Source organism: Rhizobium sp. SSA_523 (genome assembly GCF_030435705.1).
Classification (GTDB): domain Bacteria; phylum Pseudomonadota; class Alphaproteobacteria; order Rhizobiales; family Rhizobiaceae; genus Neorhizobium.
The window spans coordinates 3,082,486-3,096,003 of record NZ_CP129382.1 but is presented as its reverse complement, the minus strand read 5'-3'; the positions used below and the strand labels follow the sequence as shown (position 1 = coordinate 3,096,003).

Genomic DNA, 13,518 nt, shown 5'->3' with positions numbered 1-13,518 from the left:
ATTTTAAGGGACGGGTCCATGATGAATGCCTTCAAGGCGCGGCATTTTGCCGTGATGATCACTGCTGTGCTTGCTCCGACGGCCTCCGCGCTGCCGGCGCCCCTCACCACCGCACATATGGCCACCGGCCAGATCACGTCGCAGCCGATCGGGCATTATGAATTCTGCCAGACCCGCAAGGACGAGTGCAATCAGCGCTTCGCCTCCTCCGCTGCCCCGAAGGTCACCGAATTCGGTTGGGATGCGATCCGTTCCGTCAATGCCTCGGTAAACCACCGCATCACAGCCAAGACCGATATGGAGGTCTATGGGCGGGAAGAAGTCTGGGCCTATCCGAAGACTGCCGGCGACTGCGAAGATTACGCGTTGGAAAAGCGCAAGGAACTGGCTGCCAAGGGTTTCTCGCTGACCGACCTGCTGATGACCGTGGTGCGCAAGCCCGATGGAGAGGGTCATGCGGTTCTGACCGTGCGGACCGCCGATGGCGACTATATTCTCGACAACCTGACCGATGATGTGAAGCTGTGGACCGACACATCCTACACCTTCCTGAAGCGTCAGGCCTCCTTCAACACCGGTCGCTGGGTCACGATCGAAGATGGCCGCGAAGTGGTCGTCGGCGCCCTGCGGTAATCATCAAATCGATCATTTCGCCCGGCCGATGCCACAGGGCTCGGCCGGGTTTTTTTGTCCTCTCCTCAGCGAGACCCGGCGGGCAGCCGTCAGCCATTGCCGATGATGATGCCGGCGGCCAGCACCAGAGATCCCCCGAACACGACCTGGAACACCGCCCGCAGGAAGGGTGTCTCCATATATTTGTTCTGGATGAAGGCGATTGCCCATAATTCGATGAAGACCACGATGGCCGCAACGATCGTAGCGGTCCAGAAATGCGGGATGAGATAGGGCAAGGCGTGGCCAAGTCCGCCCGCCGCGGTCATGGTGCCGGAGGCAAGGCCACGCTTGAGCGGCGATCCTCTGCCCGAAAGCTTTCCGTCATCATGCGCAGCCTCGGTAAAGCCCATGGATATGCCGGCACCGACACTTGCAGACAGGCCGATCAGGAAGGTCTGCCAGGTATCCTGCGTGGCGAAAGCCGCCGCGAAGATTGGCGCCAGCGTTGATACCGAGCCGTCCATCAGTCCGGCCAGTCCGGGCTGCACATAGGTCAGGATGAACTGGCGCCGTTCCTTGTGATTTTCCTCATCCTGAACCTCCGCCGGCGCATGCTTGTCGCCGAGCATATGCGCGATCTCGCCATGCCCCTGCTCCGCCAGCGCCAGATCGCGGAGCAGGCGGCGGGTCGAGGCGTCCGTCACGCGCCGTGCCGCCTCGGTATAGAAGCGGAAGGCCTGATCCTCCATCAGTTCCGCCTGGGCACGGATCGTATCGAGCGACAGGTTGGAAACCAGCCAATCGGGCCGTCTCTGGTAGAAGCCCCGGACATGTTCACGGCGGATCAGCGGAATATCCTCGCCGAACCTCTGCCGGAACTGCGCGATCAGCATGTTGCGATGAGACTGCTCCACCTCCGCCATGTCGCGGAATATCTTGGCGGAATCGGGTGCCCGCTGGGAAAGCGATCCGGCATAGCTCTGGTAGATGCGCGCATCCTCTTCTTCGGAGGAAATCGCCAGAGCAAGAATTTCCGCCTCGCTCAGGCTGTCGAAGGAACGGCGGCTTCCGGACCGCAGCAAGTGGAACATGGCATGGATCCTTTTTAGAATTATTCTAAATTAATCCGTCAGACCGAAATTGCAAGGCTAAAGGAGAAGACAGAGCGGCGCGCAGGATTGCATCAAAAACCGACAGCTAAACGCAAGTTTTGGCGATTTGACTTGCAGATTCGGCAACAAAATGGTTAGCAACCCCTCTGTAGGGGCTCTGCCCGCTGCTTTTTCCATCACAAAGTCCCGCTGCTCTTCTCATCAAAGGCATTGAGTTCATGAACCGCAGATCATTCTTCCGCCAGGCCGGCGCTGTCGGCGTTGGCGCGGCCGCCACGGCCCTCGCCGCTCCGGCCATCGCGCAGGAAAACCCGGAAATCACCTGGCGTCTGACATCTTCCTTCCCGAAGAGCCTCGACGTCCTTTTTGGAACGGCAACCGAGATCGCCAAGAGCGTGTCGGAAGCGACCAATGGCAAATTCCAGATCCAGGCCTATGCTGCAGGAGAGATCGTACCGCCGCTTCAGGCCGCCGATGCCGTGGCAGCCGGCACTGTCGAGATGGCGCATACCTGCGCCTATTACTATGTCGGCAAGGATCCGACTTTCGCACTCGGCACTGCCATTCCCTTCGGCCTCAATGCGCGCCTTGCCAATTCCTGGTTCTCGGTCGGCGGCGGCAATGAACTGATCAACGAATTCCTCGCCGGGCACAATCTGTATGCGCTGCCGGCCGGCAATACCGGTGCCCAGATGGGCGGCTGGTTCCGCAAGGAAATCAAGACGGTGGATGACCTCAAGGGTCTGAAGATGCGCATCGCCGGGCTTGCCGGCCAGGTGATGACCAAGGTCGGTGTGACCCCGCAGCAGATTGCCGGCGGCGATGTCTATGCCTCGCTGGAGAAGGGCACGATCGACGCCACGGAATTCGTCGGCCCCTATGACGACTACAAGCTCGGCTTCTACAAGGTGGCCAAGTACTACTACTACCCTGCCTGGTGGGAAGGCGGTCCGACCGTCCATGCCTTCTTCAATCTCGACAAGTTCAAGTCCCTGCCGCCGGCCTATCAGCGCGTCCTTACGGATGCCTGCGCCCGCGCCAATGCGCTCATGCTTGAAAGATACGATGCACTGAACGCCAAGGCTCTGCGTGATCTGGTGGCCGAGGGCGCTATCCTGCGTCCCTTCAGCCAGGATATTCTCGATGTCTGCTATAAGGCAGCGCAGGAAACCTATGCGGAGATCTCGGCGAGCAATCCCGCCTTCAAGAAGATCTATGACAGCCAGCAGGCGTTCAAGAAGGACGGCTATCTCTGGCTGCAGATTGCCGATTACAGCTTCGATACATTCATGATGATCCAGCAGCGTAACGGCACGCTCTAAAAAAACCAGAGAGGCGGCGCCATCACGGCGCCGCCTCGCTAGAACCTGCTTCTCTATCCCTGGCAGCGGTCAGTTGCTGCCGTTATTGGGGCGGGCCTTGGCGCCCACGCGATCATTACTGTTGATCGTCTTGCCGTCCGGCTCCTGGCCGTAATAGGTGCCGCCGAGATGGCCGCCGGCGCTGGTATTGTCCACCTGCGCCTGGGCGCGCGCCTGCTGTTCCTTCACATCGGTCTTGCTCATATCTGCCTCCGTTGTTGACGGTTACCTCGGATCTAACGAGGCCGGGACGAAGCTGTTCCGTATTTTTTTGTGCGGCCCGGATCACGATATCGGCCGGCCTTGAACATGTTCGAGGTCGAGGCCTGCCCCGCATCTCGGTCACTTTTGCCTCGTTCCCCCACAACGAGGTTCTGCGATGAAAACACTCTTTCTCCTGACATCCCTGCTCACCGGCACGGTTTTCCCCTTAACGGCCTCTGCCGAGCCTTCCATTGGCGCCACGACGATTTCGGTGCCTTCGCTTCAGCGCGGCAAGCCGCTTTCCGTGGATGTCTGGTATCCCACCGATGCCGCGGCGCCGGATGTGCTGGTCGGCGACAACCGCATCTTCACCGGCGTTTCCGCAAAACGCGACGCGCCGGTCAAAACGGGCCACTACCCCCTGATCCTGCTCTCGCACGGCTCCGGTTCGCGCGCCCAGGGCATGGCCTGGATTGCGGCCCGCCTGGCGGAGAAAGGCTTCATCGTCGCCGGCCCCGACCATCCCGGCACGACCAGCGGCGATTCAACGCCGATCGCCACGCCCCGCATCTGGGAAAGGACGCAGGATCTTTCCAACATCATCACCTGGATGACCGGCGAGGCCCGCTGGAAAGGGTCGGTCGATGCGGGGAAGATCGGTGTACTGGGCTTTTCGCTCGGCGGCAGCACGGCACTGGAGCTCATCGGCGGGCGCGCCGACCTCTCTGCCTATGCCGATTATTGCGACCGCTACACCATGATGATGGATTGCCAGTGGTTTGCCGGCGGCTTCGGTTTTGTCGACGGCAAGCGCGTCGCCTCTCCCGTCGTCAAGCTCCGCGAGTTCGACAAGGCGCATTTCGAGCAATCGAATCTCGATCCGCGCGTGATGTCTGCGGTCATCGTCGATCCGGGCCTGGCAACCGCCTTCCAGGCGGACAGCCTGAAGCAGATCAAGGTTCCGACGACGATCATCAACCTCGGCAGCCCAGGCGGTGTGCCCGTCGCCGTCTATTCCTACAAGCTGTCAGCGGAGATTCCCGGCGCGCAGTATCACCAGATCCCGGGCTCCAACCATTTCAGCTTCCTGCCGGTCTGCAAACCCGATGCGCAGGATGTCCTCAGCGAGTCCGGCGATCCCGATCCGATCTGCGACGGCAAGGGCCTGCGCGACCGTGCCGAGGTGCATCAGGATGCGGAAAGGCTGATCATCGACGCCTTCGACAGGGCCTTCCGATAGGCTCAGGCAATCTGCTTGTAGAAGAGCGTCGTGCTGCAGAACCCGCCTTGCGGCCAGAGCGCATAGTCGGGGATGACGCCGACGCGTTGCCAGCCGAAGCGGGGGTAGATCGCCTCCGCTTCGCTGCCGGTTGCCGTGTCCAGCACCAGCAGCGAGCGGCCGCGGGCCGCTGCCTCCGCCTCCACAGCCTCCATCAGCTTGCGTGACAGGCCAAGGCCGCGCGCCGAGCGGTGCACCAGCAATTTCATCAGATCGCCCCGATGTGGCTGATTGGGCTTTTGCGCAAGCCCCACCTGGACCGTCCCGACGACGCGGTCGCCTTTTTGCGCCACCGCCAGGATCATATGGCCCTTGGCGACGCTGTCGAAGATTTCGGTCCAGTAGCTCTCGGCCTGCGTCACGGGGAAGGGTAGCATGAAGCCAAGCGACGCACCGCCCTCTATGCAGTCGCTGAGAACGTCAGACAGGCCGAGGATCAGAGCATCACGTTCTTCGGCTGAAACAATGCGGACGGAGGCAGTCATGGCTTTTCCTTGGTCTGGTCAACGCCCGCGATCCAGAACGACCGCATAGCGGACGGGGCGATCGGACGGGTTGTGGAACTGAAACGCGTCGCCGATGCTCATGAACAGGCAATCGCCTGCTTCGAGCCGGTAGGTCTGGTCCGGCAGGATCATCTCCAGCACGCCATCGAAGACCCAGATATGCTGGGTCATCGAGCGACTTTCCTCACGCGGCGGAAAGCTTACCCGGGCGGCTGGCGGAAATTCCACCTCCACGATATCGATCCGGGAGGAGGTGCCCGGCGGAGAGATCGAGCGCCTTCGATAGCCGCTCAGGGGATCGCGCCAAAGCCGCTGCTGCGAGCGGCGCGACAGAGGCGAGCGCTCAGCCTCGCTGGTGTCGAAAAATGCGGAGAGCGACAGGCCAAGAGCCTCGCATAATCGGGCCAGGAGCGCGGCCGTCGGGCTGGCTTCGCCCCGCTCGACGCGGGAGATCATGGCGCGGCTGACGCCGGACGCCGTCGCCAACTGATCGAGCGTGAAGCCGCGCTCGCTCCGAATGCTTTTCAGGCGGTCGCCCAGTGCGCCCTCGAATTGCTGCTCGCTTTGATCCATACACGCAATGCTGCATTTCCATTATAGTGGAGTCAAGTGCTATCAAGAAAGATAATGGGCGATCAGGCTCGACTGCGAATGCAGGCGCATCGGCCTCCTCTTCGACGCTGCGGGCTATGACCCTTGCCATGCCGATCGGTCGGGAGGCGTCGGAAAACACTGCGATGCCGGGCTTTGCGGCGCTTTTCCCGCTTCTTTCTGGCTGCGACCCCTGCTATATGCCCCCTCCATGAGCACAGATTCGACCCGCACGCCTCTCGACCATATCCGCAACTTCTCCATCGTCGCCCATATCGACCATGGCAAATCGACCCTGGCCGACCGCCTGATCCAGACGACGGGCGGCTTGGCCGAGCGCGAAATGTCCGAGCAGGTGCTCGACAATATGGAGATCGAGCGCGAGCGCGGCATCACCATCAAGGCCCAGACGGTGCGTCTGCACTACAAGGCCAAGAATGGCGAGACCTATGTGCTGAACCTGATCGACACGCCCGGCCACGTGGACTTTGCCTATGAAGTTTCGCGCTCGCTGTCGGCCTGCGAAGGGTCGCTGCTCGTGGTCGATGCCTCCCAGGGGGTCGAGGCCCAGACGCTCGCCAATGTCTACCAGGCGATCGACAACAATCACGAACTGGTCACGGTCCTCAACAAGATCGATTTGCCGGCCGCCGAACCGGAGCGGATCAAGGAGCAGATCGAAGAGGTGATCGGGATCGACGCCTCCGATGCCGTGCTGATCTCCGCCAAGACCGGTTTCGGCATTCCCGATGTCCTGGAAGCCATCGTCAACAAGCTGCCGCCGCCCAGGAGCGAAGGCGGCGAGAAGGCGCCGCTCAAGGCACTGCTGGTGGATAGCTGGTATGACACCTATCTCGGCGTCATGGTTCTGGTGCGCGTGATCGATGGCGTGCTGACCAAGGGCCAGCAGATCCGGATGATGGGCACCGGCGCCCGATATGGCGTTGAGCGCGTCGGCATACTGACGCCGAAGATGGTCCAGGTGGACAGTCTCGGCCCAGGCGAGATCGGCTTCATCACCGCCTCGATCAAGGAAGTGGCCGATACCCGCGTCGGCGATACGATCACCGACGACAAGCGTCCGACAGACAAGGCGCTTCCCGGCTTCAAGCCGGCACAGCCGGTGGTGTTCTGCGGTCTCTTCCCGGTCGATGCCGCGGATTTCGAAGACCTGCGCGCTGCCATGGGCAAGCTGCGCCTGAACGATGCCTCCTTCTCCTTCGAGATGGAAAGCTCCGCCGCGCTTGGCTTCGGTTTCCGCTGCGGCTTCCTCGGCCTCCTGCATCTGGAAATCATCCAGGAACGTCTCGAGCGCGAATTCAATCTCGACCTCGTGGCCACGGCACCCTCCGTCGTCTACCAGATGACCTTGACCGACGGCACCGAGAAGGAATTGCACAACCCGGCCGACATGCCGGACGTCGTGAAGATCGACGAGATCCGCGAGCCCTGGATCAAGGCCACGATCCTGACGCCGGACGAATATCTCGGCTCCGTGCTGAAGCTCTGCCAGGATCGCCGCGGTATCCAGACCGAACTCACTTATGTCGGCAGCCGCGCCATGGTGACCTATGAGCTTCCGCTCAATGAGGTGGTCTTCGACTTCTATGATCGCCTGAAGTCCATCTCGAAGGGCTATGCCTCCTTCGACTACACGATCATCGACTATCGGGCGGGCGATCTCGTCAAGATGTCCATCCTCGTCAATGGCGACCCGGTGGACGCCCTGTCCATGCTGGTGCATCGCTCGGCTGCCGACCGGCGCGGGCGCAGCATGTGCGAAAAGCTGAAGGAACTCATTCCGCCGCACATGTTCCAGATCCCGATCCAGGCCGCGATTGGCGGCAAGGTCATCGCGCGCGAGACCGTGCGGGCACTGCGCAAGGATGTGACGGCCAAGTGCTATGGCGGCGATGCCACGCGCAAGCGCAAGCTTCTGGAAAAGCAGAAGGAAGGCAAGAAGCGCATGCGCCAGTTCGGCAAGGTGGAAATTCCGCAGGAAGCATTCATCGCCGCGCTGAAGATGAATGACGAGTAAGGCTTCCAGCCTCGCCTGTCAGTTCCACACCCGCCTCCAGAAGCTGGTGGGGATGTTTTTCGTTGATGCCGCCAGACAGCAAGAGGCCCCGCAGCTTTCGCCACGGGGCCTTGAGGCCATAAGAGCGGCGGATTACCGTGCCGGCGTCATGCCTTCAAAGGCAGGAGCCTGTTCCAGCTGATCGCGGGTAACGTTGAGCACGATGCGATCCGGCAGGCCGTCCTCGCCGATCGTTGCTGCGTCACCATTGGCCGGATTGGCGGCCATTTCCTGGCTGCTGGCGCCCGGCTGCGCTGTGTTCGGATTGGCGGCCGTCGTCGTGCCGGCTGCCCCCATGCCAGCGCCGCCAGCCGTCGTAGCGGCGCCCGGAGCCGGGGTCGCGGTGGTGGCGCCGGATGTGGAGGCCGTTGTCTCACCGGAAACTGCCGGGGTCTTGGCGGCAGCCGCCTTGGCCTCTTCCTCGCTCATGCCGGGGCCGAGCTGAAGCGCGCTCATCTGCACGGCAACATCCTTCTCGCCAATGCCGAGGAAGCCGCCGACACCGATGATGACGGCATTGACGCTGCCATCCTGGCTGACCAGGACGTCGTTGATCTCACCAATGTTCTCGCCATCGGCACCGTAGACGGCCTTGCCTTCAAGGTCACTCACGCGCCAGGCACCCTGGTTGGGGATCTCGACGAAAGGACCGGCTGCGGCATCCTGCATGACGCGCGGAGCATCGGCAACACCGCCACGCGCATTGTTCTGGTTCGTCATCTGGCCGGCATCCTGTGCGGCAGGAGCTGCAGGCGCGGTGCTGGTCTGCGCCACGGCGGCGAAGGGAAGCACGGTCGAAAAGGCCAGGGCGGCGATCAGTTTGCGGGTCATGGATTCCTCCTTGATTGGGTACTCCCTCCCCCAACCCAAGCACGCCCGACTTTGTTCCGATTTAAATCAACCTGGTGGCATCCGGTCCGCCACGGGCGTAAGAAAACGCTTCAAGGTTTTCTCGAAGGAAGGATAAGCGGATGCGTAAGCCAAAGATCACGATTCACTACTGCACGCAGTGCAATTGGCTGCTTCGCTCCGGCTGGATGGCACAGGAGCTGTTGCAGACCTTTGGCGATAGCCTTTCCGAGGTTTCCCTGGTGCCGGGCACCGGCGGAATCTTCGAGATCAGGGTCGATGACGAACTGATCTGGGAGCGCGTCCGCGATGGGGGATTCCCGGGTCCCAAGCCGTTGAAGCAGAGGGTCCGCGACCGCATTGATCCCGACCGCGATCTTGGCCATCTCGATCGAACTTCACAGCAGAATCAAGAGGGATAAGGGATTTTGGCCTGTCGACGAGGGTCAGCCGCCGCCGCCCGGTACGCACCTCGGGGAGAAAAGTCAGGACTGACACAGAAAGTTCAAAAAGGTCGTTGACAGCCGCAGCCGAGACCAGTACATCGCTCCTCGTCGCCCAGATGGCGGAATTGGTAGACGCGCCAGCTTCAGGTGCTGGTACTCGCAAGGGTGTGGAGGTTCGAGTCCTCTTCTGGGCACCAAATTCCAAACAAAGAGCTCGCTTCGGCGGGCTTTTTTGTTGTTTGGCAATGGCTTGTTCTGTCGCTTGCCGATGCTGAGCCGATTGCCGCTTTCAGCCTGGTTGTCCGGTTTCTTTATGTCCGAACACGCCTTTTCGCCTTGCAGTCGATGCAGCCGGGCTCAGCTCTTTCGTCAGCGCTTCGGGAGATCGTGGGGATTGAGGCCCGGAACCCAAGGGCGGTTCGGCATCTCCGTTCCCAAATAGACAACGCCATTCTTCTCGCAGCGAAAGACCTGTACCGGCAGATCCGGGAAAGGCTCGCCCCGGTGCCAGCGGCGATACTCGGTTGTCGTCGTGCAGCGGCCGGTATCGTCCGAGCCATTGTCGACGAAACCCTCCTGCGCCACCACGCCCGGCAGATCCTTGAAGGGCGCCGCGGGGCGCTGCCAGTTCGGCTCCAGCCTGTCATCCGCCGTCCAGCCAGGGCCGGCGGCCAGTGCCATGAGTGCCGCGGTGGCCAGCATGCGGAACATTCGCGTCATATCGGGGCTCCCTGTGTCATGCCCCTGATGTAGGCTTTGCCTTTGGCTCTCACCAGAGCGCATTCAAACATCTGCGTGAAGAGGATGCGGCAGGAACCGCCGGTAGCCGGTCGGCTGGCCATAGAGCCAGCCAATGCGGACAATGGCCCCATCCAGCGGCTCCCGCGCCACCGTCATCGTATGGCCATTGGCGTGCAGGATTGTTGCCTCATCCTCCATGATGGCGACATGGCCCTTCCAGAAGACGAGATCGCCCCTCCTGAGGTCGGCGCGCCCGATATCCATGCCGAAGCCTGCCTGCATATCCGAATCGCGCGGGATGGCATGGCCGGCCATCATCGCTGCGAGCTGCACCAGACCCGAGCAATCGATGCCGAAGCCCGACCGACCGCCCCAAAGATAAGGCGTTTCCAGAAACAGGGCCGCGAGCCGCACATAATCCTTGTCAGGGGCCGTGCCGATCGGGCGGCAGTGACCGGCAATGATCGCGCCACCGGTGTCCAGCACGGCATAGCGGGTGCCGCGCGTTTCCGCCTCGCCAACCACCCTCACCCGGCTTCCCATGGACAGGGCCTGCAGCGGAACGCGGCGCAATTCGGCTTCCGGATAGACAAAGCTGCGCGCGGCCGTGATCCAGTGGCTTGCCTCGACAGGCGTTTGGAGCTCGGCCTCCGGCAGATAGCCGACATAGGAGTCGATTTCAGCCTGCACCCAGGCCCAGCCATCCTGCCGGTCAAAGACCCGGACTGTTTCGCCCCATAATAACTGCGTATCGATATTGCTTGCAGCATCCGGCCGAGGCCGAAGCTGCGCCACCGGCACGCATATGTGTGCCGCCTCCCCCTCGGCATAGCGGGTGGCACTCACCAGCCCCTCGAGCTTGTGATCGGCGAGGTCCGGCCGGTAGGCGTTCAGGCGGCGGTCGAGATCATGCGACATGGGACGATCCTTCAAGGGGCGCTCGGCGCGCTTCGGCGCGAATCCGATCGCCAAGTTTCTCAAGATAGAGAGCGCCAGCCAATGTGCGCTTGATGACGACATTGCGGCGATCGCGCTGGTCGCGCTCGCGATCCACCAGGTGCAGTGTACCCATGGTATCGAGCGCGCGGGTGATGACCGGCTTGGTCACTCCGAGCTGCGCCGCCAGACCGCGCACCGTATGCGGAGGCGGCACCAGATAAATCTGCAGCAGGATGGACATCTGCCTGAGGCTGAGATCATGGCTCCCCTCGCGTACCTGCTCCAGCACCACCCGGTGCCAGAGACCCAGTGCCTCCGTTGCGGTGAGTTCAGCAGGCATGGTGTGCTCCGTGCTGGGGGTGGTAGAATGTCGGGTGTTGAAATGTCGGGTGCTGGTTTTCGGGCTTCGGAAACGCTGGGCGCCGGATCAGCCAAGACCCCTGATGACATGGTACAGGGCGCGAATGGCCTGAGCCTCGCCACCCACCGGTGTCTGCGGCTTTTCCTGCGGCGACCAGGCATAGATGTCGAAATGCGCCCAACTGCGTGCGCCGCCGGCAAACCGCTTCAGAAACAGCGCCGCCGTGATGGCTCCCGCCATGCCGCCCGAGGGCGCATTGGTGATGTCTGCCGCCCGTGACCGGATGTCCTTCTCATAGCCCTTGAACAGCGGCAACTGCCATACCGGATCGTCTTCTTCGGCGCTTGCCGCCTGCAGGGCACTGGCCAGCGATTCATCGTCGGTGAAGAAGGGCGGGAGATCCGGCCCCAGCGCCACGCGCGCCGCACCTGTCAGCGTCGCCATGTCGATCATCAGGTCCGGCGCTTCCTCTCCCGCATAGGCCAGCGCGTCGGCCAGGATGAGCCGGCCCTCCGCATCGGTATTGTCGATCTGCACGGTGATGCCCTTGCGGCTCCGGTAGATATCGCCCGGACGAAAGGCATTGGCCGAAATCGAATTTTCCACCGCCGGCACCAGGACGCGAAGATCGACGTCCAGACCGGCATCCATGATCATCAAGGCCAGCGCCAGCACATTGGCAGCCCCGCCCATATCCTTTTTCATCAGCAGCATGGAGGCGGCCGGCTTGATATCCAGGCCGCCGGTGTCGAAGCAGACACCCTTGCCGACGAGCGTGACCTTGCGGGCGCCCTTGCGTCCCCAGCACATGTCGAGCAGGCGGGGCGCCTCGGCGCTCGCCCTTCCGACCGCGTGGATCAGCGGAAAATTCTGCGCCAGCAGCTCGTCTCCGACGATGCGGCTTGCCGCAGCACCGTAATGATCGGCAAGCGCGTGGAAAACCGCATCCAGCCGCTCCGGTCCCATATCATTGGTCGGCGTGTTGACAAGGTCGCGGGCGAGGAAAACGGCGCTGACCGTGCGCTGCAGAGCGTCCATGTCGATCTCGCCCGACAGAGAAAGGCGCGCCTGGGGCGGCTTCTCGCTGCGATACGTGTCGAAACTATAGGTTCCGAGGCCGAAGCCGAGCGCCAGCCGCTGCACCGGCAAGGACGCGCTTTCAATGGTCCAGGGTCCGGCGGGCAGGCTGGCGGGAAGCTTGCCCCCGATGAACGGGGTCTCGGAGGGTTCGCTGCCGAGCCCGAACAGGGCGCCGCCAACCTCACCGCCGGCACCCGGCAGAAGAAGAACGCTGCCCGCCTCGCCCTTGAACCCGGCGGAGTTTGCCCAGGCGGCAGCCTCGGCGGGCAATGCACCCTCCTCCACCTCCCGCTTCGTTACCGCGAAAATCACACGCGCCTTCGTGGTTGCGGCTTCGAAGGGAGAGGGTCTGCTGATGAACTGGTAAGGGGCCATGCGACATGCCTTTGGAATCAGGTTTAACGAACTGTTAGGGTTAACAGAATATTGCTTGTGAACAGATAGCGCCACCGTTTCCGGCCAGATGTCCCAAAGCCTGGTGATGGCCCCTAATCGCGAGTTGTCACAATGACCCGATCCAGTTTCTTTTCGGTGAAACCCCGGCTTTGGCAGGCAGCCGCAGGATGCGCGCTTCTGACCCTGGCGCTGAGCTCCTGCAGCACGGCGCAGCGGCAGGCGGACCGGCTGACCACCGGCTCCATCCCCTCGGTGAACCTTGCAAAGCCGGTGGAAAGCATGACCGCGCCGGAACTGGCAGCGGCGGAAAAAACCTATGGCGCCGCCTATGACCGCAATCCCAAGGACCGCAATACCGGTCTCAGCTATGCGAGCATCCTGCGGATGAACGGCAAGAACACGCAGGCACTTGCCGTGATGCAACAGGTGGCGATCGCTCATCCCACCGACCGCGACGTGCTGGCGGCCTATGGCAAGGCCCAGGCGGCCGCCGGACAGCTGGAACAGGCGCTTGCGACGATCAACCGGGCGCAAACTCCGGACCGCCCCGATTGGCGGCTCTATTCCGCCGAAGGCGCCGTGCTCGATCAGCTGGGCCGCTCCGAGGAAGCCCGCGACAAATACCGCCTGGCGCTTGATGGCCAGCCGAACGAACCCAGCGTGATGTCCAATCTCGGAATGTCCTATGTCTTGTCGGGCGACCTGAAGACGGCGGAAAAATATCTGCGCAATGCAGCCGAGCTGCCGTCGGCAGATAGCAGGGTGCGCCAGAACCTGGCGCTCGTCGTGGGCCTGCAAGGGCGGTTTGCCGAGGCGGAGACCATTGCGAGACGCGAGCTGACAGAAACGCAGGCGGAAGCGAATGTGACCTATCTGCGCGCCATGCTGTCGCAGCAGAATGCCTGGGCGAAGCTGGCGGACAAGAAGCCGCAGGCCACCAATTAAGCAAGAGCAGGCCAGC

The 13,518-nt window shown here is 62.3% G+C and carries 15 protein-coding genes and 1 tRNA gene; 7 read left to right on the top strand and 9 right to left on the bottom strand.

The genetic code is table 11. The features are described 5' to 3' along the window. Positions 1 to 18 precede the first annotated feature (18 nt). Positions 19 to 633 carry a transglutaminase-like cysteine peptidase gene (locus QTJ18_RS22955; protein ID WP_252753513.1) on the top strand — a complete coding sequence of 205 codons (615 nt, stop codon included), beginning with the start codon at positions 19 to 21 and terminating at the stop codon, positions 631 to 633. 89 nt (positions 634 to 722) lie between these two features. Here QTJ18_RS22955 and mbfA read toward each other — a convergent pair whose 3' ends face one another. Further along, the gene (gene mbfA, locus QTJ18_RS22950; RefSeq protein ID WP_252753514.1) at positions 723 to 1,706 is read right to left on the bottom strand and encodes an iron exporter MbfA; all 984 of its coding nucleotides are present in this window, start codon (positions 1,704 to 1,706) and stop codon (positions 723 to 725) included. Positions 1,707 to 1,945: 239 nt separating this feature from the next. On the opposite strand from mbfA, the gene QTJ18_RS22945 reads away from it, so the two are divergent. Then, positions 1,946 to 3,049, top strand: a complete 1,104-nt coding sequence (locus QTJ18_RS22945) for a TRAP transporter substrate-binding protein (RefSeq protein ID WP_252753515.1) — start codon at positions 1,946 to 1,948, stop codon at positions 3,047 to 3,049. Positions 3,050 to 3,118: 69 nt separating this feature from the next. Here the strand turns inward: QTJ18_RS22945 and QTJ18_RS22940 are convergent, their stop codons facing one another. Next, positions 3,119 to 3,292, bottom strand: coding sequence for a hypothetical protein (locus QTJ18_RS22940; protein ID WP_252753516.1), 174 nt, complete (start codon positions 3,290 to 3,292; stop codon positions 3,119 to 3,121). 175 nt (positions 3,293 to 3,467) lie between these two features. Here QTJ18_RS22940 and QTJ18_RS22935 point away from each other — a divergent pair, with 175 nt between their 5' ends. After that, positions 3,468 to 4,532 carry an alpha/beta hydrolase family protein gene (locus tag QTJ18_RS22935; protein ID WP_252753517.1) on the top strand — a complete coding sequence of 355 codons (1,065 nt, stop codon included), beginning with the start codon at positions 3,468 to 3,470 and terminating at the stop codon, positions 4,530 to 4,532. A gap of 2 nt (positions 4,533 to 4,534) precedes the next feature. Here the strand turns inward: QTJ18_RS22935 and QTJ18_RS22930 are convergent, their stop codons facing one another. Next, on the bottom strand, positions 4,535 to 5,056 hold the full coding sequence (locus QTJ18_RS22930) for a GNAT family N-acetyltransferase (RefSeq protein WP_252753518.1): 522 nt from the start codon (positions 5,054 to 5,056) through the stop codon (positions 4,535 to 4,537). An 18-nt stretch (positions 5,057 to 5,074) separates the two neighbouring features. Continuing rightward, on the bottom strand, positions 5,075 to 5,650 hold the full coding sequence (locus tag QTJ18_RS22925; protein WP_252753519.1) for a helix-turn-helix domain-containing protein: 576 nt from the start codon (positions 5,648 to 5,650) through the stop codon (positions 5,075 to 5,077). A 229-nt stretch (positions 5,651 to 5,879) separates the two neighbouring features. Here QTJ18_RS22925 and lepA point away from each other — a divergent pair, with 229 nt between their 5' ends. Then, entirely contained in the window at positions 5,880 to 7,706 is a 1,827-nt protein-coding gene (gene lepA, locus QTJ18_RS22920; protein WP_252753520.1) for a translation elongation factor 4, read from the top strand. A 132-nt stretch (positions 7,707 to 7,838) separates the two neighbouring features. On the opposite strand, the gene QTJ18_RS22915 is transcribed toward lepA, so the two are convergent. Beyond that, positions 7,839 to 8,576: a PRC-barrel domain-containing protein gene (locus QTJ18_RS22915; RefSeq protein WP_252753521.1), complete on the bottom strand. Its 738-nt coding sequence runs from the start codon at positions 8,574 to 8,576 to the stop codon at positions 7,839 to 7,841. Between the two features lie 140 nt (positions 8,577 to 8,716). Between QTJ18_RS22915 and QTJ18_RS22910 the strand changes: the two genes are divergently transcribed. Next, positions 8,717 to 9,016 carry an Rdx family protein gene (locus QTJ18_RS22910; RefSeq protein ID WP_252753522.1) on the top strand — a complete coding sequence of 100 codons (300 nt, stop codon included), beginning with the start codon at positions 8,717 to 8,719 and terminating at the stop codon, positions 9,014 to 9,016. Between the two features lie 134 nt (positions 9,017 to 9,150). Continuing rightward, positions 9,151 to 9,237: transfer RNA gene (locus QTJ18_RS22905), tRNA-Leu, on the top strand. A 172-nt stretch (positions 9,238 to 9,409) separates the two neighbouring features. Here QTJ18_RS22905 and QTJ18_RS22900 read toward each other — a convergent pair. The 4 genes from QTJ18_RS22900 to QTJ18_RS22885 all read right to left on the bottom strand — a co-directional run bounded on the left by QTJ18_RS22900 (position 9,410) and on the right by QTJ18_RS22885 (position 12,536). Next, positions 9,410 to 9,760: a hypothetical protein gene (locus QTJ18_RS22900; protein ID WP_252753523.1), complete on the bottom strand. Its 351-nt coding sequence runs from the start codon at positions 9,758 to 9,760 to the stop codon at positions 9,410 to 9,412. 63 nt (positions 9,761 to 9,823) lie between these two features. Continuing rightward, positions 9,824 to 10,699, bottom strand: coding sequence for a C40 family peptidase (locus QTJ18_RS22895; protein WP_252753524.1), 876 nt, complete (start codon positions 10,697 to 10,699; stop codon positions 9,824 to 9,826). Then, positions 10,689 to 11,060, bottom strand: coding sequence for a MarR family winged helix-turn-helix transcriptional regulator (locus QTJ18_RS22890; protein ID WP_252753525.1), 372 nt, complete (start codon positions 11,058 to 11,060; stop codon positions 10,689 to 10,691). The genes QTJ18_RS22895 and QTJ18_RS22890 overlap by 11 nt, the downstream gene beginning before the upstream one ends. 87 nt (positions 11,061 to 11,147) lie before the next feature. Further along, entirely contained in the window at positions 11,148 to 12,536 is a 1,389-nt protein-coding gene (locus QTJ18_RS22885) for a leucyl aminopeptidase family protein (protein WP_252753526.1), read from the bottom strand. A gap of 132 nt (positions 12,537 to 12,668) precedes the next feature. On the opposite strand from QTJ18_RS22885, the gene QTJ18_RS22880 reads away from it, so the two are divergent. Next, positions 12,669 to 13,502: a tetratricopeptide repeat protein gene (locus QTJ18_RS22880; RefSeq protein ID WP_252753527.1), complete on the top strand. Its 834-nt coding sequence runs from the start codon at positions 12,669 to 12,671 to the stop codon at positions 13,500 to 13,502. Positions 13,503 to 13,518 lie beyond the last annotated feature (16 nt).